The following is a 23,137-nucleotide window of genomic DNA, read 5'->3' as shown; positions in this document are numbered from 1 at the left end:
GCCAGATGACGGGGCTGCGATTTCTCAGCAAAGCGAAGCAGGGGCTTAGGGCAACACCACCCGGCTTTCGCCGCCGCTGAGGGCCTCCACCCGCACTTGCACACCGATCCGCTCCACCAGGGTCTGCACGTGGGAGATGACCCCGATCTGGCGGCCGGCCGCCTGCAGGGAGTCGAGGCTTGAGAGCGCCAGATCCAGACTGTCGGGATCGAGCGTGCCGAAGCCTTCATCGATAAAGAGCGATTCGACCTGGGTCTGGCGCGACGACAGGCTGGAGAGGGCCAGCGCCAGCGCCAGCGATACCAGGAAGCTCTCGCCGCCGGAGAGGGAGTCCACCGAGCGCACCTCGTCCCCCATGTCGAGATCCACCACCTGCAGTGCCAGATCGGTGCCGGGCACCCGCTCCAGCCGATAGCGGGGGGAGAGCTCGGCAAGCTGGGCGTTGGCCTCCAGCAGCAACCGCTCCAGGGTGAGGCTCTGGGCGAAGGTACGCAGCTTGGCGCCGCTGGCCGAACCGATGAGATCGGAGAGTCGCTGCCAGTGATCCGCCACCGCCTGCTGGGCGGCCAGCTCCTCCTGCAAGGTGCCCGCCTTGAGGGCAGCAGCCTCGGCCTGGGCCAGCGTGCTCTTGCACTGGAACAGCTGCTCATCGAGGGCGCGGCAGTGTGCCTCCAGCGCCGTCAGTCGGCTGTCGAGCTCCTCTGACGCCAACGCGGCCAGCTCGGGGTGATGCTCGCGGTAACGATCCCGCTTGCTCTCCTCCAGCGCCAGCGCCCGCTGCCGCTCGGTCAAACGGGTACGCGCCTCGGCGCGGGCATCCTCCAGCGCCTGCAAGGCGGCGCGGCGCGCCTTGAGCTCATCCGGGCTCATGGCCAGCAGGCGGCGCAGGTCATATTCGGCAATGCCGAGACTGCTGGCGTGAGCAGCCCAGCGCCCCAGCACCTCCCGCCGCCGCCGGCTGCTCACCTGCTTCTCCTGCTCCAGATGGTTGAGACGGGCCTTGAGCTCGGTCTGGCGCTCACGCAAGGCGCGGGCCGCCCCCTGCATCATCTCCAGCTCGCTGGCCAGTTGCTGCAGCCGCTGCTGCCAGCGATGCTCGACCAGGGCAATCTCCTCTCCCCCCAGACAGGTGGCGCGGCTGGTGACCAGCCCTTGCCGTTGCTGTTCATGCTCCTTGTAGTCGCGCTCGAGCTTGTGCAGCAGCTCGCGCTGGGTCTGCAGGCGCGCCTCCTGGGCGCTCAGGGCCGGGGTGAGGCTGGCAATCTCGCCGGCCAGCCGCTCCCACTCGCTCTGACCGTGCAGCCAGGCCTCGCAGGCCCGCTGCCACTCGTGCCATTGCTGGCTGCCCAGCCACTGGCGCCAAGGCTGGCCCCCCATCTGCTCGTCGAGCCGGTTGCCCCCCTGCTCGAGGCGCTGGCGCAAGGTCGTCTCCTGCTCGCCCATGGCCTTCACCTCCCCTTCCAGGGCGATGCGCTGGCGGTCGGCCTCCTGCCATTGCTGCTCGAACTGCTGGTGCTGGCTGGCCAGCTGGCTCAACTGCTGGCGCACGGCCTGCAACTGCTGCTGCCCCTGCTGGGCCTCACGCAGTTGCTGCTGGCTGTGGGCCAGCCCCTGCTCCAGGTTCTGGCCACGGCCCAGCAGGGTATTCATCAATTCGTTCCACTCAATTGGGCTCTGACCTAGCGGCAGCGGATGGCCGAGCAGGGTATCGCCCCCGAGCTGTTGCCAGCGCAAGGTCAGCTGCTCGGCGCGGGTCTCCAGCTCAGGCAGATGTTGCTGGCGCACCGCCAGCTGGCGAGCCAGCTCCTGGCGCTCGCTCTCGCACTGGATGTATTGGTGATTGAGCCGCTCCCACTCGAGTTCCAGGCTATGGGCGCGCTCCGCCAGCTGGCCCAGAATGCCCGCCACCTGCGGCTGGCTCTGGTGATAGGGATGCTCCTCGGCGCCGCACAGCGGGCAAGGTTCACCGTCGCGCAGTATGTGGCGATGCTGCTCGAAACTGGCGATGGCGCGGGACTGCTCCAGCGCGTGTCGTGCCTCGTCCCGTTGCAGGGCGAGCCGCTCACGGGCCGGCGCCAGCTCGTCGCCGAGGATGGCCAGCTTGCCGAGCGCCTGCTCCAGCTGGGCGATCTCCTGCTGCAGGCGACCATGCTGCTCGCCGTGATTGCGACCATAGTCGGCCAGCTCCAGCAGCTGGCGCAGCTGACCCAGCTGTTCGGTCTGCTGCTGCCACTGCTCCTGCGCCTTGGCCAGGCGCCCCTCCCACTGCTGATCCTGCAGCTCGTGCTGTTGCTGCTGCAGCCGCTCCTGCTCGCGCTGCCAGTAGTCGCGCTCCTGCTGCCCTTGCTCCAGCAGGTGCTGCAACTGCCTGAGGGCGCGCAGCTTGTGCTCACGCAGGGTGAGCAGTTGCTGCAGCCTGCCGGCATCTTCGGCCCAATCCTGCATGGCGGTGAGCAGGGGCTGCCATTGGCGGGCCACCGGCGCCAGCTCCTTGTGCTCTTCAAGCCAGGCGCCCCACTGCTGGTGCTGGGCCTTGAGCTGCTCCACCTGCTGGCGCTGCTGGTGCCAGCCTTGCTCAAGGGTGAGCTGCACCTCCCGCTCCTGCGTTCCCTCCTGCTGGATCTTCTGCAGTTGCTGCTGCTTTTCCCGAATGCGGGTATCGAGCTCCTGCGCCCGCTTGAGCTCGGGCTGCAGGGCGCCCCACTCGCGCTCGGCGGCGATCTTCTCCGCCAGCAGCTGCTGCTCGGTGAGGGCGCTCTGCTGGGTCTGCTCCTCCAGCTTGCCAAGTTCGGGGCCGAGCTCGGCCAGCAGTTTCTCCTGCTGCTGCACCTCCAGGGTAAGGCGAGCCAGCTCGTCGTGATCGGCGCGGGCCACCTGGGCCTGCTCGGCGCGGGCAAACTCCTCGCGCTCGGGGGCGGCCGCACCGTGGGCCACCTCTGCGGCGGCAAGGGTCGCCTCCCCCTCCTGACAAGCCTGCAACTGGGCGGCGATGCGGCCGTTGAGGTCGCGCAAGTCCTGCATCAGTTGCTGTTGTTGTTGCTCGTGTTTGAGGCTGGTGGCGAGGCTGACCTGCTGGCTCACCCACTGCTCGCGGGTCGCCTCGTCCATCAGCGCCACGTCGCCGAGCCGCTGGCGGATGGCGGCCAATGTCTGCTGCTCCTCCCGCGCCCGTTCATGGCTCTGGACTGAAATGGCGGAGTAGAGCTCGGTGCCGGTCATCCGTTCGAGCAGGGCAGAACGCTCGTCGGCGCTCGATTTGAGGAAGGCGGCAAACTCCCCCTGCGGCAGGATGACGGCGCGGCGAAACTGCTCCCAGGAGAGCCCCACCAGCTCGTCAATGCGCTCCTGCAGCTCCCGCTTGCTGCCACTGAACACCTGGCCCGACGCCACGTCGGTCAGGCTGCGCTCCTGAGCCTGAAAGCGCCCCTCGGCGCGGTTGCGGGCCCGGCGCACCGCCCAGCGGGCCAGCCAGACACGGCCGTCGCAGCCGCGAAACTGCACCTCGGCAAAACCGCTGGCGTGGCCGCGGCTGAGGATGCCGCGCACGTCGTTGGCCTTGAGCTTCTCCTCGTCATCCATGCGGCCCACTTCGGCGACGTTCTTGCGATTGGCGATAAAGCGCGGCATCTCATCAAAGAGCGCCAGACAGATGGCATCGAGCAGGGTGCTCTTGCCGGCGCCAGTATTGCCGGTGATGGCAAACAGGCCGGCGGCCCCCAAAGCGCCACCGGCAAAATCGATGGTGAATTGACCGGTCAGGCTGGCGAGGTTCTCACCACTCAAAGAGAGGATCTTCATACGCCACACGCCTCCATCCATACCGACCCGATATCGCGCGTGCTCTTGCCCCCATCAGCCCGGGTATTGCCGGTGATGGTAAACAGGCCGGCGGCCCCCAGGGCGCCACCGGCAAAATCGATGGTGAATTGACCGGTCAGGCTGGCCAGATTCTCCCCTGACAGCGACAAGATTTTCATGCATTGGCCTCCTTCACCTGCTCCAGGATCTCTTCAAACGACGCCACCAGCTCGGCCTCCGGCTCTCCGTCAAACTGACGCTGATAGCAGAGGCGAAACACCTCGGTGGGGGAGAGCTCATCGAGCCGGCGCTGGCCGGCGCCATCCGCCAGCCCCTGGCCCGAGCCCTGATAGCTGGTCGTGATGCGGGCCAGGCGTACCGGCTTGTCGCCGATGGCGGCCAGCACGCGCTCGCGGATGCGGGCCTCGGGTTTGGGAAGCAGCAGCCGCACCTCGAGGAAGGGCTGGGCCTGCTGCGGGCAAGCGGGCAGCGCCAGCGCCTCGATGGCCTTGAGCGCCTCGTCGAGGCCGCTCTGGGGCAGCCGGATCATCTCCACCGCGCGGGGCACCGGGATCCGCTCAAGGCGGGCCAGCTTGCCCCCCTCAAACGTCACCTCCAGCACCTGATGGTTGTAGTTCGCCTCGGTCAGCGAGAGCGGCAGCGGCGAGCCGCTGTAGTGCACCCTCTCGGCCGGGCTCTGGGCCAGGTGCAGGTGGCCCAGCGCAGTGTAGTCGGCGGCGGCAAACAGCTCGGCAGGCAGGGCGTGCTGGTTGCCACCGAGCACCCGCCGCTCGGAGAGCTCGGAGAGCTGGCCCACCGCCAGATAGGCGTGCCCCATGGCAATGAGGGCCTGATCCGGATTGCAGCGCGCCCGCCCCTCGCTCAGCACCGCCTCATAGACCTGGCGTACCCCTTCGATCAGTCTGTCCTGCCCCTCGCTGAGCCCTTCCGGGCGCAGATCGCTGCTGCGCAGAAACGGCACGGCGGCGCACCAGGCGGCCACCTCGCCGTTTTTGCCTCGCAGCGGCACCAGCAGGCGATCGGTCTCGAGCCGCCCCTCGTCGTCCCGACTGATGCTGCCCACCAGATGCAGGTCGAAGGCGCGCAGCAGCTCGTGGGGGGCATCCAGCTTGGAGGGGGAGTCGTGGTTACCGCCGATGAGCACCATCTCCAGTGCCGGGTGCTCGGCGCGCAGCCTGGCCAGAAAGCGGTAGAGCTGCTGCCAGGCGCTGGCGGGAGGATTGGCGGTATCAAACAGATCGCCCGCCACCAGCAGGGCGTCGATGTCACGGCGTTTGATGGTGTCGGCCAGCCAGTCGAGAAAGGCATCGTGTTCAAAACGGCGGTCATGGCCATGGAGTTGGTGGCCAAGGTGCCAGTCGGCGGTATGCAGGATCTTCATGAAAAAACGGCTCGTATGGAGGTGGTGCCAGCAGCACCCGATGCAGACAAGATGAGGATATGCCTCCCTTTTTTCAAGCCGGACCGGGTGCTGGCGTCAGATTCAGGCGGGCTCGCAGCACATCTGGTACTGGGGATGACCGGTGAGCGGGTCGGCCAGCTCCCCCTCGATCACGAAACCGTGGCGACGATAGAAGCGCACCGCCTGATCGTTTTCCACGAAGACCCGGGCATGCAGCCTGGCCCCCTTGGACTTGGCCTCCTGCAGCAGGGCATGACCCACCCCCCGCCCCTGACGGTCGGGGCGCACAAAGAGGGCGGCCAGGTAGTCATCCACCAGCGCCATGAAGCCGAGCAGCTCGCCGCGCTCCTCGAACACCCAGATGCGGGCGCGCTCGAGATAGCGGGTGCGCAGATCTTCCTGCGCCTGCCACCAGCAGGAAGCATCGACAAAATCATGGGCCTGCAGGGAGGCCAGCAACCAGATCTCGACGATCTCGTCCATGTCGTCGGACCGACTCGCCCTCAGCATATTGGTATCCTTGTTAACAACCTTAACATCCGCAGTCTAGGGGAGTTTGATGACGGCTTTGGGGACGGATATGACTCCCTGTGAAGTCGATCGCCCTTTATTTAGCAAGAATGATTGGCTGATCACAAAGCGCCTCTCTAGTACAATGCCCGCCGGACAATCTATGAGACCGAGGACGCCATGTGGTTTAAAAACCTGCAGATTTATCGCTTTACCCGCCCCTTCGAGCTGACCGTCGAGCAGCTGGAAACCCAGCTGGAAGCCTGTGCCTTCACCCCGTGCGGCAGCCAGGACATCTCCCGGTTCGGGTGGGTCAAGCCCCTTGGCAAATTCGGCTCCACCCTGACCCACTCCGCCGCCGGCCACATCCTGCTGTGCGCTCGCAAGGAAGAGAAGATGCTGCCCGGCACCGTGGTCAAGGAGATGCTGGCGGAGAAGGTAGAGGCGATCGAGTTCGAACAGGGCCGCGCCCTCAAGAAGAAAGAGAAGGAAGCGCTCAAGGAAGAGATCATGCACACCCTGCTGCCGCGCGCCTTCAGCCGCACCAGCCAGACCTTCGCCTGGATCAACCCGGCCGACAACCTGATGGTGGTCGACGCGGGCTCCGCCAAGAAGGCGGACGATCTGCTGGCCCTGTTGCGCAAGTCCATCGGCACCCTGCCGGTGGTGCCGGTGGCCCTCAAGAACCCGCCCGAGATCACCATGACCGAGTGGCTGAACGAGGGCAACCTGCCCGCCTCCTTCACCCTGGAGGACGAGGCCGAGCTGCGCAGCGCCATGGAGCACGGTGGCATCATCCGCTGCAAGCAGCAGGATCTGATGAGCGACGAGATCAAGAACCACCTGGCCAACGACAAGCTGGTGACCAAACTGGCCCTCAACTGGGGCGAGACCCTGAGCTTCGTGCTAGGGGATGACCTCTCCATCAAGCGCCTCAAATTCAGCGAAGAGCTGCGCGAGCAGAACGACGACGTCACCAGCGAAGATCCGGCCGCCCGTCTGGATGCCGACTTCGCCCTGGTCACCGCCGAGCTGGCCCAGTTCATCCCGGCCCTGTTCGCCGCCCTGGGCGGTGAAGAGCAGTCAATCTAAGCGAATTGGCTCAGCCTGATTGCAAAAAACCGCCTCCGGGCGGTTTTTTTATGGGCGGGCGCCGGTACGACTTGTTGATAGATGAGTAACTTGTTGATCTGATTCGACAACTTGAGTCATTAGCGCCAATCGTGACATAGTCCCCCCCTCATGCTTATAAAACAGACAAGGAGAGTGTCATGTTGCGCAAACCGCTGGGGCTGGCCATCGCCCTCGCTCTGCTGGCCGGCTGCGCCGCTCAGCAGAGCCCGCAAAATCCCCTCGCCCACACCCTGATCGCGCCGGAGGCCGCCAGCGGCTGGCAAGACAAGCAGGGCTGGCAGGGCCACGACTTCATGGTGGCCGCCGCCAACCCGCTGGCGGTGGAGGCGGGCTACCAGATGATCCAGGCCGGCGGCAGCGCGGTGGATGCCGCCATCGCGGTGCAGCTGGTGCTGACCCTGGTGGAGCCGCAATCCTCCGGCATCGGCGGTGGCTCCCTCATGCTGGTGTGGGACGGCAAACAGGTAGCCGCCGTGGATGGTCGCGAGACGGCCCCCACCGCCGCCACCGATCAGCTGTTCATGAAGGATGGCAAGCCGATGGCCTTCTACGACGGCGTGGTGGGCGGGCGCTCGGTGGGCGCCCCCGGCACGGTGCGGGCACTGGCGCTGGCCCACCAGCGTTACGGCAAGCTGCCCTGGGCCAGCTTGTTCGAGCCCGCCATCACCCTCGCGGAGCAGGGATTCGTGATAAGCCCGCGGCTGGCCGCGCTGCTGACCAAGGATCCCTATCTTGCAAAAGACCCGGATGCGCGGGCCTACTTCTATCAGGCCGACGGCAGCCCCAGAGCGGCGGGCAGCCGGCTGACCAACCCGGCCCTGGCCAAGGTGCTGCGTACCCTGGCAAGCGAGGGGCCGGACGCCTTCTATCGCGGCCCGCTGGCCGAGGCCATGGTGGCCAAGGTGCACGCCCACCCGACCAACCCCGGGGTGCTGAGCGCGGTAGATCTCGCCAGCTACCGCGCCAAGCTGCGCGACGGCCTCTGCTTTGACTATCGCCAGAGCCGGGTGTGCGGCTTTCCGTCCCCCTCGTCCGGCACCATAGCGCTCGGCCAGATCTTCGGCATGCTGGAGAGCCGCGACATGGCGGCCCTCAAGCCGGTGCCAGGGGTGCAGGGCCAGCCGGCCGCCTCCGCCGAGGCGATCCACCTTTACAGCGAGGCGGCGCGGCTCGCCTTTGCCGATCGCAACCAGTACGTGGCGGACAGCGACTATGTAGCGGTCCCCGTCAGCGGCCTGCTCGACAAGCACTATCTGGCCCGGCGCGGCGCCCTGATCGGCGAGCGCTCCATGGGGCTGGCCAACGCGGGCACCCCGCCGCTGGCGCCGGCTCGCGGCCAGGATGCGACCCCTGAGCTCCCCTCCACCAGCCACATCTCCATCGTCGACAAGGCGGGGATGGCGGTCTCCATGACCAGCTCCATTGAAGACGGCTTCGGCTCGCGGCTGATGGTCAACGGCTACCTGCTCAACAACCAGCTCACCGACTTCTCCTTCACCTCGCTGGATGCCGCCGGGCTGCCGGTGGCCAACCGGGTGGAGCCGGGCAAGCGACCGCGCTCCTCCATGTCCCCCCTGCTGGTGTTTGACAAGAGCAGCGGCGAGCTGGAGATGAGCCTGGGCTCCCCGGGGGGCTCCGCCATCATCAACTACGTGGGCAAGACGCTGCTGGGCACCCAGGATTGGGGGCTCAACCTGCAACAGGCGATCAATCTGCCCAACTTCGGCAGTCGCAACGGCCCCACCGAGCTGGAGGCGGGCCGCACCCCGGCCGCCGTGGTCGAGGCGCTCAAGGCGAAGGGGCACGAGGTGGTGCTGAGCGAGCAGACCTCGGGCCTGCAGGGGGTACAGCGCAACGCCGGCGGCTGGCTGGGCGCCGCCGATCCGCGCCGGGAGGGGATCGCCAAGGGTCAGTGAACCCAGGGGTCTGCACCCAACCCTCAATGCAACGAAGCGGCCGGTTGGCCGCTTTTTTTGTGAGATCAGGCTGTGCACGCCCTGGCCACAAAAATCATCACAGATTGATTAATGCTGCCAAGCCAGGTCAATAAAAATAGAGCACCTCACCCTAAAATTATCACTTATCCAGTTTTAATCTCAAAATTAGCTTTAAATGTGGATAAAGATTGCTTTTCCACCAAAAGCGTATTATTTTTCAACAGAAACGGCAACTGTTGTCCCTCAGACACGCCCCGTGCACGGGACCAGCATCTGTCTCTTTCGCCCCCTGCTCATTGACAGCTGCCCTCTTCACCCGCGCGGTGATCTGGTAGCCCCCTGACTGCCATTAGCGAGGTGACGACATGGACCACTCCCTTCCCCTGATTACCACCCTGGTCGGCGGCTTCGTGCTGGCCTACATCCTCGGCATGCTGGCCCAGCGCCTCAAGATCTCCCCCATGGTGGGCTATCTGGCGGCCGGCGTCATCTCGGGCCCCTTCACCCCGGGGTACGTGGCCGACATGAAGCTGGTGCCCGAGCTGGCGGAGCTGGGGGTCATCCTGTTGATGTTCGGAGTGGGGCTGCACTTCTCCTTTCGCGATCTGATGTCGGTAAAGCGGATCGCCATCCCGGGCGCCATCGCCCAGATCGCGGTCGCCACCCTGCTCGGCATGGGGCTCGCCTCGCTGCTGGGGTGGGATCCGGTCGCCGGTCTGATGTTCGGCCTCGCCCTCTCCACCGCCAGTACCGTGGTGCTGCTGCGGGCGCTGGAGAGCCGTCAGAATCTGGAGACCCTGCAGGGGCGCATCGCCATCGGCTGGCTCATCGTCGAGGATCTGGTGATGGTGCTGGCGCTGGTGATGCTGCCCATCATCGCCGACATCCGGTTCGGCGAGCAGGCCATGAGCTGGCAGAGCATAGCGCTGGATCTGGGCTGGACCCTCGGCAAGGTGAGCCTGTTCGTGGCGCTGATGATGGTAGTGGGCAGCCGCTTCATCCCCTGGCTGCTGACCCACACCGCCAGCACCGGCTCGCGCGAGCTGTTCACCCTGGCGGTTCTGACCTGCTCCCTTGGCATCGCCTTCGGCGCGGTCAAGCTGTTCGGCGTCTCCTTCGCCCTTGGCGCCTTCTTCACCGGCATCGTCATGAACCGCTCCGAGCTGAGCCACCGCGCCGCCAACAACACCCTGCCGCTGCAGGACGCCTTCGCCGTGCTGTTCTTCGTCTCGGTGGGCATGCTGTTCAACCCGGCAGTGCTACTGACCGAGCCGCTGGCGGTGCTGGCCACCCTGTTCATCATCATGTTCGGCAAGTCGGCGGCGGCCTACGCCATCGTGCGGCTGTTTCGCTATAGCAAGCGCACCGCCCTCACCATCTCCGCCAGCCTGGCCCAGATCGGCGAGTTCTCCTTCATCCTCATCGGCCTAGCCATAGTGCTAAAACTGGTGCCGGAAGGAGCCCGTGACCTGATCCTGGTGGGCGCCAGTCTCTCCATCATGCTCAACCCGCTGGTGTTCAACGCCGTCGAGCGCTACCTGGAGAAACAGCCGGACGCCGACAACACCCAGGTGCTGGCCGAGTGCACATGCCCGCCGGTGGAGATGAAAGGCCACACCATACTGGCGGGCTATGGCCGGGTCGGCCGTCTGCTGGTGAGCGGCCTGCAGCAGGCCGGGCGCGAGCTGGTGGTGATCGAGCAGGATCCGCACCGGCTGGAGAGCCTGCGCCAGGCCGACATTCCCCACGTCAACGGCAACGTGGCCGATGACGAGGTGCTGTGCCGCGCCGCCATCGCCGACGCCAGCTGGCTGCTGGTGGCCATCCCCAACAGCTTCGAGGCCGGCGAGGCCATCGCCCAGGCCAGGCTCATCAACCCTGCCATCCGGGTGATCGCCCGTGCCCACAGCGACGACGAGGTGAGCTTCCTCACCAGGCAGGGGGCAGACAAGGTGATCATGGGGGAGCGGGAGATAGCCCTTGGCATGCTGGCCCAGGCGACCGCCTGAACCCGCATTCAGATGCAGAAGAGGGGCCTGCCCCTCTTTTTTATGCCTCTTTGTATACCCGCGCTTTTAGGCACCCAGGCCCCTCCTCACCCATTCCCGCCGGCGTTTCGCGCCGATATGGCATAGTTTGACTCCCTTTGTCAGCCCCCCAGGTCAGGGCCGATCGCCGCAACGGCCGCGAGCACCCTGCTCACCGCCCCCTCGCCAGCACAAAGCTCCGCCAGCCGCCCTCGCCGGCCCGCAGTAGACAGCAGATCCTGCAGCGACCCCTACCGGATTGGGGGTGCGCCGCGCCAGATGGTCAAATTCCGAGGTCTGCCTCCTTGGCTAGACTGGGCCAGTCGTCTTATGACACCCATTTGGCACATGTGCCCACAACCAATCTGGAAGGATCCGCCATGAAACCCTTGTTGACTGCCCTCTTGCTCCCCCTGCTGCCCCTCGCCGTACAGGCCGCCGAGCCCGTCTGGATCACGGTCGGTGCCGACAGCGGCGTCGAACTCAAACAGGTGAAGGCCAAGCTGGCCCCCCTGTTCAGCGCCAGCGGCGCCCCCATCCAGCTGGCCCAGGTCGAGGCGAGCGAGCTCGGCACCCTCTCCCACCTGATGCACGAAGGTCACCAGCGCTGCGGCGGCTACGTGGTGCACAGTACCCTGGCCGACGCTCTGCAGAGCATGGCCCAGCCCATCAGCCAGAACCTGTTCAGCGCCCCGCCGCTGACCCAGGGAGCCAGCGTCAACCGGCTGCTGCCCTATCTGGATCAGGGCAACATAGTCGGTACCATCAGCCAGCTCGCCAGCTGGCGCAACCGCTACTACACCACCACCACGGGGGTGCAGTCGGCGGACTGGGTGGCCGGCCAGTGGCAGACCCTGAGCGCGACCCTGCCCTGGGCCAGCGTCAGCCGGGTCAAGCACAGCGGCTATCCGCAGCAGTCCGTGGTGCTGACCCTCAAGGGCAGCCGCTATCCGGACGAAGTGGTGGTGCTCGGCGGTCACCTCGACTCCACCGCGGGCTCGGCCCCCAACAGCCGCACCCTGGCGCCGGGCGCCGATGACGATGCCTCCGGCATCGCCACCCTGACCGAGGTGCTGCGGGTCATCGCCGAGCAGGGTCGCCAGCCTGAGCGCACCCTGCAGTTCATCGGCTATGCGGCGGAAGAGGTGGGGCTGCGCGGATCCAAGGACATCGCCACCCGCTACAAGGCGGCCAACACCAAGGTGCTGGCGGCGCTGCAGCTGGACATGACCAACTACCAGGGCTCAGCGGAAGATATCGTCTTCATGACCGATTACACCGACCAGGGGCTGACCGGCTATCTGACCCAACTGCTCGACGCCTATCTGCCCCAGATCCGCTACGGCTACGACAGCTGCGGTTACGGCTGCTCGGATCACGCCTCCTGGCACAATCAGGGCTACCCGGCCGCCATGCCGTTCGAGTCGCGCTTCAACGACTACAACCCCAACATCCACACCGCCCGGGACACCTTGCAGAACTCGGATCCCTCGGCTGCCCACGCTCTCAAGTTCGCCCAGCTGGCCACCAGCTTCGCCATCGAGATGGGCAAGATAAACTGAGCCGCCAAGGCGCGGTGACGCACCCAACACAAGAGGGAGGCCTGGCCTCCCTCTTGTTTTCAAACCTGCCGCTCAGGGCTCTCGATGCCCCCCGCCAAACGGAAGATTGGGATGCGGCCAGCCTTGCTGCGCACGGGCCGTGGCGGCCTGGGCCTGGTGCATTTCAAGGCGCTCGAACGCGCGCAGCGCGCCATCGCGGGGAGCGGGATCGGCTGGCCAGCAGCTGGAGGGCAGCGCCTGCACGCCCAGCAGGGCGACGGACAACAGCAACAGATAAGGGGCCATCTTGCAGCACTCCGGTGGCAGCAGAGTGTCTATTCTTGTCGGGGACCGATGACGGTTTGATGAAGGGACGGGATCGTCATTTTACAACATTTGACGAGGCGGGCCGGCGCCGAGATACATATGGCGACATTTATGCCAAATCTGCGCTGACCAGTTAATTTATGCCCTAAAAAGTAGCCGGGAGGAAAACGTTATCCCTGAAAAGAAAACGTTATCTGGTCAAAACGTTGTTTCTGGATCATAAAAAGTATCCAAAAACTGGTGTATATTGCACGGCGGAAACTCCTTAACCATGAAGACTGACATGAAAAAGACCAAAATCGTCTGCACCATCGGTCCCAAGACCGAATCCAAAGAAATGCTGGCCAAGATGCTGGACGCCGGCATGAACGTCATGCGCCTGAACTTCTCCCACGGCGACTACGCCGAGCACGGTGGTCGCATCAGCAACCTGCGCGCTGTCATGGCCGAAACCGGCAAGCACGCAGCCATCCTGCTGGACACCAAGGGTCCGGAAATCCGTACCATCAAGCTGGAAGGCGGCAACGACGTGGCCCTGGTCGCTGGCCAGACCTTCACCTTCACCACCGACCAGACCGTGGTTGGCAACAAAGACAAAGTCGCTGTGACCTATGCCGGTTTCGCCAACGACCTGCGCGTCGGCAACCGCATCCTGGTTGACGACGGCCTGATCGGTCTGGACGTCATCGAAATCACCGAGCGCGAAGTTGTCTGTAAAGTACTGAACAACGGCGATCTGGGCGAGAACAAAGGCATCAACCTGCCGGGCGTCTCCATCAAGCTGCCGGCCCTGGCCGAGAAAGACAAGCGCGACCTGATCTTCGGTTGCGAGCAAGGTGTTGATTTCGTTGCCGCCTCCTTCATTCGCAAGAAAGAAGACGTGCTGGAAATCCGTGAGCACCTGAAAGCCCACGGTGGCGAGAACATCCAGATCATCTCCAAGATCGAAAACCAGGAAGGCCTGGACAACTTCGACGAAATCCTTGCTGTCTCCGACGGCATCATGGTTGCTCGTGGCGACATGGGTGTCGAAATCCCGGTTGAAGAAGTTATCTTCGCCCAGAAGATGATCATCGAGAAGTGCAACAAAGCCCGCAAAGTGGTCATCACCGCCACCCAGATGCTGGACTCCATGATCAAGAACCCGCGTCCGACCCGCGCCGAAGCCGGCGACGTGGCCAACGCCATCCTGGACGGTACCGACGCAGTCATGCTGTCCGGTGAGTCCGCCAAGGGCAAATACCCGCTGGAAGCCGTGACCATCATGGCCACCATCTGCGAGCGTACCGATGCCGTGATGCCGTCCAACCTGTCTGCTGCCAACGACAGCAACAAGCTGCGCATCACCGAGGCCGTATGTAAAGGCGCGGTAGAGACCTCCGAGAAGCTGGACGCCCCGCTGATCGTGGTTGCCACCGAAGGCGGCAAGTCTGCCAAGGCCATCCGCAAGTACTTCCCGAAAGCCTGGATCCTGGCCATCACCACCAACAAGAAGACCGCAGCCCAGCTGGTACTGACCAAGGGTGTGGTTGCTCACGTGGTTGACAGCATCGCCTCCACCGACGATTTCTATCGCATCGGCAAAGAAGCGGCCCTGGCCAGCGGCATGGGTCTGAAGGGTGATGTGGTTGTCATGGTCTCCGGTGCCCTGGTACCGAGCGGCACCACCAACACCGCTTCTGTTCACGTTCTTTAATCGGAACTGAACAAGCTGAAAACGGCGCCCGCGGGCGCCGTTTTTTTTATCTCGCCCCCCTGCTGCCCCTTTCTGCCCGGTGTTAGAATCCACGCGGATTTAATCCATGTGGGACATCTCCCGAATATCGCGTAATAACCCGGAAGTTTTATGCTCTCAATACCGTTCAAAAGAGCCTCGGCCACCCTGTTGCCGCTGCTCTGCTTACTCGTCAGCCTCTGCGCCCCGCAAGCCATGGCGCAGGACGTGCCCCAACGTACCAGCGTACAACGGGCACTCGACGCCCTCGGCAAGTCGGACACCCTCACCGTCAGCCAGCAGGCCGACCAGAAATTCCTGACCGACACCCTCTCCCTGCTCGACAGCATCGAGAAAGAGAAGAGCAAGGCCAGAAGCCAGAACGAGCGCGTTCGCTCCCTGCCGGCCGAGCTGCGCGACATCAGCGCCAGACTGGATGCCCTGACCCAGGGCAAGAGCGCCGAGCAGATCAAGAGCGAATACGCCAGCATGAGCCTGAGCGAGCTGGAGAGTCGCCAGCCCGACGTCATGGCCAACATGCAGGATGCCCAGGAGGCCCTCGGCACCATCGGCAGCCAGCTCACCAACCTGCAGACCCTGCCGGAGCGGGCCCAGGCCAGCATGAGCCGCGCCTATCAGCGCAGCCAGGAGATCCGTACCCGTCTCAACGCCGGTGACGGGGTGAGCAGCGCCGAGAAGATGAAGCTCAATGCCGAGCTGGCCCTGCTGGATCTGCAGCTGGCCAACCTGCAGAAGGAGCTGGACAACCGCACCAGCATGCAGGATCTGGCGGTCAAACAGCGCGACTACCAGACCGCCCGCCTCGCGAGCGAAGAGCAGAAGCTGCAACTGCTGCAGGAGCAGAGCAGTGCCAAGCGCCTGGGCGACACCGAGAAGACCGCCGAACAGACCGGTGAGCTGGTGGCCGCCGCCGACAGCCCGCTGGTGCAAAAGGAGCAGGAGCTCAACCACCAGCTCAGCCAGCAGCTGGTCAGCGCCACCGCCAGCCTCAACTCGCTGGTGCAGAAGAACCTGCAGGCCAAGAGCTGGCTGGAGCGCGGCACTCAGACCGAACGCAACCTCAACGAACAGGTGCAGATGCTCAAGGGCAACCTGCTGCTGTCGCGCATCCTCTATCAGCTCTACCAGCAGCTGGAGTCCTCCCCCTCCACCCTGGTGAAAAACCTGGAAGAACAGATCGCCGACCTGCACCTGGCCCAGTTTGAACTGAGCCAGCAGCGCGACCAGCTGTTCCAGAAGACCCAGTATCTGGACAACCTGATCGCCAATAGCAGCGAGCCGGTGAGCGAGGAGGACAGAGCCAGCCTCTCCAAGCTGCTCGACACCCGCATCAGCCTGCTCGACCAGCTCAACCGCCAGCTGGATGCCCAGCTGACCAACGCCATCAGCCTGCAGCTGACCCAGCAGCAGCTGGCACGGATCTACTCCTCCATCGAGTTCACCCTGCAGCAGCACATCTTCTGGGTGAGCAGCAACAAGCCCATCGACGGCAAGTGGTTCATCAGCTGGCCGGCCCAGGCCTACAAGCAGGCCTCCGACTGGGTGCTGAAACCGGACTGGAGCGGCTGGGGTGAAACCTTGCTGCCCATCACCCTGCTGGCCCTGCCGCTGCTGCTGATAGGTGGCCTGCTGATCTGGAAGCGTCCGACGCTGATCGAGCGGCAGAAGAAGATCACCAAGGATCTGGGGCGCTTTCGCCAGGACAGCCAGTGGCACACCCCGGCAGCCCTCTGCTATACCGTGCTGCAACGCCTGCCGGGCAGCCTGTTCATCCTGGCTGCCGGCCTGCTGCTGACTGACTGCGGTCTGCTCAGTTCCAAGCTGATTTTCCAGATCACCCTCAACCTGGCGCTCGGTTATCTGGTGTTCAGCGTCTATCTGGCGGTGATGCGCCCAGGCGGCATCGCCGAGAGCCACTTCCGCATTCCGAAAGCCGATCTGCAGGCCAAGCGCACCAGCATGCGCTACCTCTGGGTGCCCTTGCTGCCGCTCATCATGCTGTCGACCAAGGCGGTGGTGGAACCCTCCTCCCTTGGCAACGACGTGGTGGGTCAGGCGCTGACCCTGGCCCTGCTGGGGCTGGCCGCCTACCTGGTATTCCCCATCTCCCGCGCCCGCATCAAGGGCGAGGCGAGCATGCAGCAGTCCATCACCGCCATCGCCCTGGCGCTGGCACCGGTGGCGCTGATCGTGCTGGTGGGACTGGGCTACTACTACACCGCCCTCAAGCTGACCGGCCGGCTGATCGAGTCCTTCTACCTGCTCATCCTCTGGAGCCTGGTCTACCGTACCGCCCTGCGCGGTCTTGAGCTCGCGGCCCGTCGCCTGGCCTATCGCCGTGCGGTGGCCAAACGCGAACACAAGGCCCAGGAGGATGCGGAAGGGGGAGACACCATCGAAGAGCAACCCATGGATCTGGAGGATGTCAGCCAGCAGTCGCTGCGTCTGACCCGTACCGTGTTGCTGCTGATCTTCGGCGTCGCCTTCTACTGGCTCTGGTCCGATCTGGTGGCGGTCTTCTCCTACCTCGACAGCATGGTGCTGTGGCACCGCACTGAAGGGACAGGGGCCAATGCCGTGATGTTCCCGATCAGCCTGAGCGACGTGCTGATAGGCTTCCTGCTGCTGGGCGGCGCCTGGTCGCTGGCCCGCAACCTGCCGGGTCTGCTGGAGGTGCTGGTGCTCTCCAAGCTGAACCTGGCCCAGGGCACGGCCTACGCCATCACCACCATGCTCAACTACGTGCTGATCGGGGTCGGCTCGCTGACCGCCCTCTCCATGATGGGGGTACAGTGGGACAAGCTGCAGTGGGTCGCCGGTGGTCTGTCGGTCGGTATCGGTTTTGGCATGAAGGAGATCCTCTCCAACTTCGTCTCCGGCATCATCATACTGTTCGAGCGTCCGGTGCGGATCGGTGACACCGTCACCATCGGCTCCTTCTCCGGCACCGTCTCGCGGATCCGCATTCGCGCCACCACCCTGACCGACTTCGACCGCAAGGAGGTGATCATCCCCAACCAGCAGCTGATGACCGAGCGGCTCATCAACTGGTCGTTGAGCGATACGGTCACCCGGGTCATCGTGCGGGTGGGTGTGGCCTACGGTTCTGACCTGGAGCTGACCCGCACCCTGCTCAAGCAGGCGGCCGACGAGAACAGCCGCGTGCTCAAGGATCCGGCGCCCATCGTCTACTTCCTCACCTTCGGTGCCAGCACCCTGGATCACGAGTTGCGCTTCTTCGTAAGCGAGCTCGGCGATCGCAACCCGGCGGTGGACGAGCTGAACCGCAAGATAGACCAGCTGTTCCGCGAAAACGGCATCGAGATCGCGTTCAACCAGATGGATGTCTACATCAAGAACATGAAGGACGAAGAGCAGAAGGTGGAGTCCGACTCCGCTCAGCCTCCCGCCCTGCCGGGCCCCCAGCCCGGTTAAGACAGCTCCTCATCTCGTTCGAAGGCCCCGCAAGGGGCCTTTTTTGTGTCGGTGGCCCACCGCTTGCGCTGGTTTTGTGACGGGCCGGCCAGAATGGAGCACGGTTTGTCGCTAGCCTGAAACGCTTGCCTCCCCGGATGAGGGGCCTGCCAATCCCGGTCGGCCGCGATACACTGAGGAGCCGATCCCCCACATTTGCCAAGGTGCGCCATGAGTTCCCAACCCTCTCTGCTCTCTTTTCTCGGCTCTCCCCTGCTCGGGGTGGCCGCCACCTATGTCGACCCCGCCAGCAAGGAGACCGGCGTCTACATCTGCGGGGTCGAGATCCAGCCAGACGACGAGCTGCTGCTGACTTTCCCCAAGGGGCACCAGCTGACGGTGGGGGAGAAGATCACCCTGCATCTGGACAACCGCACCGGGGTCGACGAGTACGACGCCTCCTTGAGCGTCTATCGCGTCTCCTACAAGGGGGTGATCGCCCGCACCGCTCCGGACAGGGTGCAGGTCACCCCGCTGCAGTTCGAGCTCTGGTACGGCAACCGGGTGGTCTACGGCTTCGCCCAGCCGGGCTATCAACATCCGGCCGATGAACGCCCCGCTAACGAGCTGCCCGTCACCCCGCTCACCGGCCTGCCGGTGCCTGACTTGCGTGAGGTTGAGAACAAGATCGGGGTGCTGGTGACCCGGGCCCAGTCACAGCCCCACACCACGGTACTGGCGTTTCTCTCCTCCGATGAGGACGACATCTTCTTCATCACCTTCCCCGAGACCTTCAAGTCGCAGTTGCTCAAGCGCGACGGCCGCTGCCACTTCGCCATCGACTCGCGGGCGGTGTTCACCTACACCCGCGCCATCGAGTGGAACTACACCATCATCGCCGCCGATGCTTACCAGATCCCGCAGGATCACCCGCTGTTCGAACCTATCCGCGCCGCCTTCGTGCAGAAGAACCCGTGGGAAGTGGGCTTTTTCAGCCACCCGCAGGTGGAGCTCTACCACCTCAAGGCCCGCCAGGTGGTCTGCCCGGGCCGGGCAAAAGAGTAGGTCCAGCCGGGCGCGAAAGAGGATAAGATGGCCTGCGGTTGCCCATGACAAGGAGTGAGAAACAGATGCAGCAGGTCGTTTATGTGGCGAGCCCCGCCAGCCAGCAGATCCACGTGTTTGCCCTGGCCGCTACTGGGGAGCTCACGCCATTGCAGGTGGTCGACACCCCGGGCCAGGTCCAACCGCTGGTGATCAGCCCGAACGGGCGCTGGCTCCATGCCGCCGTGCGCCCCGATTTCGCCCTGATCAGCTATCGCATCGAGGCCGATGGCCGGCTGGAAACGCAGGGATCGGCACCGCTGGCGGGCAGCGCCTCCCACACCGCCATCTCGGCCGACGGCCGCTTCCTGCTGGCGGCCTCCTATGCCTTCAATCAGGTTACCGTCTCCGCCATCGCCGTCGACGGCCGGGCAGAGCCCCCCCACCAGCAGCTCGACGGCTTGCAGGCCGCCCATTCGGTCACCCTGCTGCGTGCAAATAAACAGGGCGAGCAGGAAGTGCTGGTCGCCTGCCTCAAGGAGGATTGCATCCGCCGCTTTCTGCTCTGCAAGGAGGGGCGGCTGCGCCCCCATCCGCTGGGGGATCTGGCGACCGCCAGCGGTGCCGGGCCGCGCCATCTTGCGCGGCACCCGAGCAATGGCGACCTCTATTGCCTCAACGAGCTCGACTGCACCATCAACCGCTACCGGCCCACCGCCGATGGCGGGATCCGGCTCTGTCAGAGCCTCTCCATGCTGCCAGCCGGTTATCAGGGGGAGCGCTGGGGGGCGGATCTGCACGTGACACCCGACGGGCGTTTTCTCTACAGCAGCGAGCGGGCAAGCAGCCTGCTGACCCAGTTCGCCATCGCGCCGGATGGCGAGCTCGGCGTGGTCGGCCACTTCCCGACCGAGACCATGCCCCGCGGTTTTGCCATCGACCAGAGCGGCCACTGGCTGCTGGCGGCCGGGCAGGCTTCCCACCAGCTGGCGGTGCATCGCATCGACCCGGTCAGCGGTGCCCTGACCCTGCTGGCACGCTATCACGTAGGGGACGGGGCCATGTGGGTGATCGTACTGGCACGCCATCAGCCATGATCAACAGACAGCAAAAAGCCATGGCACTGCCATGGCTTGCAAACCAGCGCACAGGGTTACTTTGCGGAGATCTCTGCCAGAAAACCGACCAGGCGTTGCCAGGCAAGGGCATCGGCTTCGGCGTGGTACCTGTCTGATCCAAACACACTGAATGCGTGAGGGGCACCACTGTAACTGGTCGCTTCATGGCTGATGCCGGCCTTCTCCAGCTCGCCGATCAAGGCGGCAAACTGCCCCAGGCTGACCGCCTCGTCAGCACTGCCATGCTGTATCAGCACACGTCCCCTGACCTGTTGGTAGTTCTGACCTGGCGGCGTCTCCAGCCCGCCATGCACGCTCACTGTACCGTGCAGATCCGCCCCGCTGCGGGCCAGCTCCAGCACGGCGGCACCTCCGAAACAGTAACCGAGCGCCACGACCTTTTCCGGTTTGCCTCCCAACCTCGTGGCCTCGGCCAGCGCCCCGGCGAGCAGGGTCCGCATGCTCGCCCTGTCCTGGTATAGCGCCCCTGTCAGCCGCTTTTTATCCTCCACCGCAGTGGGTCTCACGCCAACGCCGAACAGGTCGGCGGCAAACACCCGGTAACCCAAGGCCGCCAGCATGTCGGCACGCTTCATTTCATACCCGGTCAACCCATCCCAGTCATGGACCAGCAGCACCAGAGTTGACTGCTGACTGGCCCCCGCCAGATGATAACCTTCGAACGTCCGCCCTTCGACCTGATACCTGACGGACCCGGCCTGCAATCCTCCTGCCCACAGAGCCCAGAACAGGACAAGCATCCTGGTTATTCCCATCATCCACTCCTCTGCCTGGACGGCCAGCTCGCTGGCGCCCGGCGATCACACCCTGAACTGTTTGAGCAGACTGTCCAACTGAGCCGACAGCTGGCGCAAATCACTGCTGGCATCGGCTACCTGCCCCACCCGCGCCGCACTGTCGTTGTTGAGCCCGGCGATGCGATTGACGCTGTTGCTGACCTCTTCCGCCACCGAGTGCTGCTCTTCCGAGGCCTGGGCGATATACATGTTCATTTCACGGATAAGGCCGACCTGGGTCTTTATCTTCTCTACCGAGAGCTGCACGTCGGCGGCTTGCGCCCCCGCCTGGGAGGCCTTGTCCTGACTTTGCTGCATACCAGAAACCAGATTGTGGGTCGCCTGCTGCAAGCGCGCGATACTGGCGCTGATCTCCTCGGTCGACTGGCGTGTACGGCCGGACAGCGTTCTCACCTCATCGGCCACCACGGCAAATCCGCGCCCCTGATCCCCGGCTCTGGCCGCCTCAATGGCGGCATTGAGGGCCAGCAGATTGGTCTGTTCGGCAATGCCGTTGATCACTTCGATGATGTTGCCGATGCTGCTGCTCTCGCTCGACAAGGAGCGGATCAGGTTGGCGACCCGCTCCACCTCGCCGACCAGCTGATGAATGGCTTCATTGGCCTGGCCGGCCAGCTTGTAACCCTGCTCCACATAGAGGCTGGCTTCATCGGTCGCACCGGATGTCTTGACCGCATTGCCCGCCACTTCCTGTACCGCATGGCTCATCTGGGTGATGGCGGTCGCGACCTGATCCAGCTCTGACTGCTGTTCGGCGCTGCCATGCCGGGTATCGGTCGCCAGCGAATCGCACAGCTCCGCCGTCTGCAAGACGCCTGCCGACAGGGTGTTTATCTCCGACACCGTCCCCTGCAGCTTGGCAATGAATTGATTGATGTTGCCAGCCAGCGCCCCCATCTCGTCATGCCGGCGGATCTTGAGGCGCTGGGTCAGATCCCCATCTCCCTGGGCCAGATCGAAGACTGCGGAGTTCATCTGCCGCAAGGGGCGCAGCACATTGCGATGGATCAAGACCATCAGCAACAGGATGATGCCGACGTCCAGCACCACTATCTGCCAGACGGTGGTGATGAGCAGATGGCGCAACTGGATCAAAATGGCCCGATCACTGCTGACCACCAGCAGATTGGCCACCGTCTTGAGCTGGCCGTTGTCGTCGTAGACCAGCTCATGGCTGGCATGGCTGCCCAGATCGGCAGGCAGCTTTGCCACCACCTGAATTTCACCGGCATCATCACGGACAAACCCCGCAACCAGCTTGTCCTTGTTGACCACCAGCAGGCTGCTAAGCGCATCCGTGGCCAGCTCGGATTTGAGGGATGCCTCGACAAAAGCCGATTCGTAATTCCACAGCGGACCAGGCAAGGAGAGCTGCAACCGGCTGATGGCCTGCTCGACCATCTCGGCCTGTCTGCGGTAGCTCTCCTCCCTGGCGGCGTTGTAGTTATATCCACCAAACAACACCAGCAGCAGACTCACCGACAGGGAGGTCAGCACGGCAATCCTGAACGTCAGACTATTCCAACCCATGGTTCCCTCCCGATATCGGCAACGACATCTTGTTACAACTTAATGGTACTTGGCATTGATCTTGTCGATGGTGCCATCCGCCTTCATGGCGGCCAGGATCTCGTTGAGCTTGTTGATGAGCTCATCCGGGGCTTCCTTGTTGAAAGCCAGGCTCATCTGGGTTTCCTTGAACACAAACACCGGCTTGGGACTTGACGTCTTCTCCTGGGCGGCCAGATAGGGGGCCAGGTACTCCCCGGTCGCCCAGAGATCGATGCGACCAGCCTCCAGTTTCTTCACGTTGGCGGTATCGTTGGCCGCCAGCTGCAGCTTGCCAAACCCTTGCGCCTTGAGATATTCGGCAGCGGCATCACCGTTGTAGCCCCCAACCGAATACTGCTTCGCATCTTCCAAGGAGTTGACCGTGATGGTGGAAGACGGATTGGCAAAGAAAACCCAGTTGTTGTTGACCAGCGGCCCGACCCACTTGAAGAGGTTTTCCCGCTCCGGCGTGCGCGTGGTGGAGTACAGGGCGGTATTGGGCGTGCTGAGGGTATCTTCGTAGGCACGCTTCCAGGGCATCATGCTCAGCTTGTATTCGAGCCCGGCCCGCTTGAACAGCTCCTCCACCACCTCCGTGGAGAGGCCGACTATCTTGCCCCCCTCCCCCTGCATGTTGAACGGCGGATAATCCTCGGTCATCACGTTCAAGGGTGCCGCCTGTACGGCTCCCAGCGCCAGCACCGAAGAGGCCGAGAACAGGGCGCTTTTCCACAACAGTTGATATTTCATTGCAACCTCA

The 23,137-nt window shown here is 64.2% G+C and carries 16 protein-coding genes; 8 read left to right on the top strand and 8 right to left on the bottom strand.

The window, feature by feature from the left end; translation table 11 throughout:
* Positions 1 to 45: 45 nt before the first annotated feature.
* From AB5Y94_RS13995 to AB5Y94_RS13980, 4 genes are all read right to left on the bottom strand, one after another.
* Entirely contained in the window at positions 46 to 3,798 is a 3,753-nt protein-coding gene (locus tag AB5Y94_RS13995; protein WP_368205850.1) for an AAA family ATPase, read from the bottom strand.
* Positions 3,795 to 3,977 carry a hypothetical protein gene (locus AB5Y94_RS13990; RefSeq protein WP_010633314.1) on the bottom strand — a complete coding sequence of 61 codons (183 nt, stop codon included), beginning with the start codon at positions 3,975 to 3,977 and terminating at the stop codon, positions 3,795 to 3,797. Before AB5Y94_RS13990 ends, AB5Y94_RS13995 begins: the two co-directional genes overlap by 4 nt.
* Complete coding sequence (locus tag AB5Y94_RS13985) at positions 3,974 to 5,200, bottom strand: exonuclease SbcCD subunit D C-terminal domain-containing protein (RefSeq protein ID WP_368205849.1); 1,227 nt, start codon at positions 5,198 to 5,200, stop codon at positions 3,974 to 3,976. The genes AB5Y94_RS13990 and AB5Y94_RS13985 overlap by 4 nt, the downstream gene beginning before the upstream one ends.
* Positions 5,201 to 5,302: 102 nt before the next feature.
* Positions 5,303 to 5,731 (bottom strand): GNAT family N-acetyltransferase, encoded by a 429-nt coding sequence (locus AB5Y94_RS13980; RefSeq protein ID WP_005303147.1) that lies wholly within the window; start codon positions 5,729 to 5,731, stop codon positions 5,303 to 5,305.
* A gap of 180 nt (positions 5,732 to 5,911) precedes the next feature.
* Here AB5Y94_RS13980 and rdgC point away from each other — a divergent pair, with 180 nt between their 5' ends.
* The 4 genes from rdgC to AB5Y94_RS13960 all read left to right on the top strand — a co-directional run bounded on the left by rdgC (position 5,912) and on the right by AB5Y94_RS13960 (position 12,391).
* Positions 5,912 to 6,823, top strand: coding sequence for a recombination-associated protein RdgC (gene rdgC / locus AB5Y94_RS13975; protein WP_005303149.1), 912 nt, complete (start codon positions 5,912 to 5,914; stop codon positions 6,821 to 6,823).
* Positions 6,824 to 7,002: 179 nt separating this feature from the next.
* A complete protein-coding gene (gene ggt / locus AB5Y94_RS13970) occupies positions 7,003 to 8,781 on the top strand; it encodes a gamma-glutamyltransferase (protein ID WP_368205847.1) in 1,779 nt (592 codons plus the stop codon).
* A 386-nt stretch (positions 8,782 to 9,167) separates the two neighbouring features.
* Positions 9,168 to 10,811 (top strand): YbaL family putative K(+) efflux transporter, encoded by a 1,644-nt coding sequence (gene ybaL / locus AB5Y94_RS13965; protein ID WP_252601470.1) that lies wholly within the window; start codon positions 9,168 to 9,170, stop codon positions 10,809 to 10,811.
* Between the two features lie 398 nt (positions 10,812 to 11,209).
* The gene (locus tag AB5Y94_RS13960; protein ID WP_244366228.1) at positions 11,210 to 12,391 is read left to right on the top strand and encodes a M28 family metallopeptidase; all 1,182 of its coding nucleotides are present in this window, start codon (positions 11,210 to 11,212) and stop codon (positions 12,389 to 12,391) included.
* Between the two features lie 72 nt (positions 12,392 to 12,463).
* Here the strand turns inward: AB5Y94_RS13960 and AB5Y94_RS13955 are convergent, their stop codons facing one another.
* Positions 12,464 to 12,676, bottom strand: a complete 213-nt coding sequence (locus AB5Y94_RS13955) for a hypothetical protein (RefSeq protein WP_368205844.1) — start codon at positions 12,674 to 12,676, stop codon at positions 12,464 to 12,466.
* 304 nt (positions 12,677 to 12,980) lie between these two features.
* Between AB5Y94_RS13955 and pykF the strand changes: the two genes are divergently transcribed.
* The 4 genes from pykF to AB5Y94_RS13935 all read left to right on the top strand — a co-directional run bounded on the left by pykF (position 12,981) and on the right by AB5Y94_RS13935 (position 19,987).
* The gene (gene pykF, locus AB5Y94_RS13950) at positions 12,981 to 14,393 is read left to right on the top strand and encodes a pyruvate kinase PykF (RefSeq protein ID WP_019839755.1); all 1,413 of its coding nucleotides are present in this window, start codon (positions 12,981 to 12,983) and stop codon (positions 14,391 to 14,393) included.
* Positions 14,394 to 14,543: 150 nt separating this feature from the next.
* Positions 14,544 to 17,867 carry a mechanosensitive channel MscK gene (gene mscK, locus AB5Y94_RS13945; protein ID WP_201882494.1) on the top strand — a complete coding sequence of 1,108 codons (3,324 nt, stop codon included), beginning with the start codon at positions 14,544 to 14,546 and terminating at the stop codon, positions 17,865 to 17,867.
* Between the two features lie 210 nt (positions 17,868 to 18,077).
* Positions 18,078 to 18,911: a hypothetical protein gene (locus AB5Y94_RS13940; protein WP_043169913.1), complete on the top strand. Its 834-nt coding sequence runs from the start codon at positions 18,078 to 18,080 to the stop codon at positions 18,909 to 18,911.
* Between the two features lie 65 nt (positions 18,912 to 18,976).
* On the top strand, positions 18,977 to 19,987 hold the full coding sequence (locus tag AB5Y94_RS13935) for a beta-propeller fold lactonase family protein (protein ID WP_201882495.1): 1,011 nt from the start codon (positions 18,977 to 18,979) through the stop codon (positions 19,985 to 19,987).
* Positions 19,988 to 20,043: 56 nt separating this feature from the next.
* On the opposite strand, the gene AB5Y94_RS13930 is transcribed toward AB5Y94_RS13935, so the two are convergent.
* Genes AB5Y94_RS13930 through AB5Y94_RS13920 form a run of 3 tightly spaced genes read right to left on the bottom strand, consistent with a single transcriptional unit; the run spans position 20,044 to position 23,127 of the window.
* Entirely contained in the window at positions 20,044 to 20,784 is a 741-nt protein-coding gene (locus AB5Y94_RS13930) for a dienelactone hydrolase family protein (protein ID WP_368206062.1), read from the bottom strand.
* 45 nt (positions 20,785 to 20,829) lie between these two features.
* Entirely contained in the window at positions 20,830 to 22,356 is a 1,527-nt protein-coding gene (locus AB5Y94_RS13925; RefSeq protein ID WP_005303170.1) for a methyl-accepting chemotaxis protein, read from the bottom strand.
* Positions 22,357 to 22,395: 39 nt separating this feature from the next.
* Positions 22,396 to 23,127, bottom strand: a complete 732-nt coding sequence (locus tag AB5Y94_RS13920) for an ABC transporter substrate-binding protein (RefSeq protein ID WP_019839749.1) — start codon at positions 23,125 to 23,127, stop codon at positions 22,396 to 22,398.
* Positions 23,128 to 23,137 lie beyond the last annotated feature (10 nt).

This window comes from Aeromonas sp. s5 (assembly GCF_040907865.1).
GTDB lineage: Bacteria > Pseudomonadota > Gammaproteobacteria > Enterobacterales > Aeromonadaceae > Aeromonas > Aeromonas dhakensis.
The sequence above is the reverse complement of the archived record's forward strand: the minus strand, read 5'-3'. Positions and strand labels throughout refer to the sequence as shown.

What these genes read in the sequence shown, in the direction of transcription:
- AB5Y94_RS13980 (WP_005303147.1), bottom strand. Translation starts at nt 5,731, where the DNA reads ATGCTGAGGGCGAGTCGGTCCGACGACATGGACGAGATCGTCGAGATC.
- AB5Y94_RS13955 (WP_368205844.1), bottom strand. Translation starts at nt 12,676, where the DNA reads ATGGCCCCTTATCTGTTGCTGTTGTCCGTCGCCCTGCTGGGCGTGCAG.
- AB5Y94_RS13920 (WP_019839749.1), bottom strand. Translation starts at nt 23,127, where the DNA reads ATGAAATATCAACTGTTGTGGAAAAGCGCCCTGTTCTCGGCCTCTTCG.
- rdgC (WP_005303149.1), top strand. Translation starts at nt 5,912, where the DNA reads ATGTGGTTTAAAAACCTGCAGATTTATCGCTTTACCCGCCCCTTCGAG.
- ggt (WP_368205847.1), top strand. Translation starts at nt 7,003, where the DNA reads ATGTTGCGCAAACCGCTGGGGCTGGCCATCGCCCTCGCTCTGCTGGCC.
- AB5Y94_RS13925 (WP_005303170.1), bottom strand. Translation starts at nt 22,356, where the DNA reads ATGGGTTGGAATAGTCTGACGTTCAGGATTGCCGTGCTGACCTCCCTG.
- AB5Y94_RS13990 (WP_010633314.1), bottom strand. Translation starts at nt 3,977, where the DNA reads ATGAAAATCTTGTCGCTGTCAGGGGAGAATCTGGCCAGCCTGACCGGT.
- AB5Y94_RS13995 (WP_368205850.1), bottom strand. Translation starts at nt 3,798, where the DNA reads ATGAAGATCCTCTCTTTGAGTGGTGAGAACCTCGCCAGCCTGACCGGT.
- pykF (WP_019839755.1), top strand. Translation starts at nt 12,981, where the DNA reads ATGAAAAAGACCAAAATCGTCTGCACCATCGGTCCCAAGACCGAATCC.
- mscK (WP_201882494.1), top strand. Translation starts at nt 14,544, where the DNA reads ATGCTCTCAATACCGTTCAAAAGAGCCTCGGCCACCCTGTTGCCGCTG.
- ybaL (WP_252601470.1), top strand. Translation starts at nt 9,168, where the DNA reads ATGGACCACTCCCTTCCCCTGATTACCACCCTGGTCGGCGGCTTCGTG.
- AB5Y94_RS13935 (WP_201882495.1), top strand. Translation starts at nt 18,977, where the DNA reads ATGCAGCAGGTCGTTTATGTGGCGAGCCCCGCCAGCCAGCAGATCCAC.
- AB5Y94_RS13985 (WP_368205849.1), bottom strand. Translation starts at nt 5,200, where the DNA reads ATGAAGATCCTGCATACCGCCGACTGGCACCTTGGCCACCAACTCCAT.
- AB5Y94_RS13930 (WP_368206062.1), bottom strand. Translation starts at nt 20,784, where the DNA reads ATGGGAATAACCAGGATGCTTGTCCTGTTCTGGGCTCTGTGGGCAGGA.
- AB5Y94_RS13940 (WP_043169913.1), top strand. Translation starts at nt 18,078, where the DNA reads ATGAGTTCCCAACCCTCTCTGCTCTCTTTTCTCGGCTCTCCCCTGCTC.
- AB5Y94_RS13960 (WP_244366228.1), top strand. Translation starts at nt 11,210, where the DNA reads ATGAAACCCTTGTTGACTGCCCTCTTGCTCCCCCTGCTGCCCCTCGCC.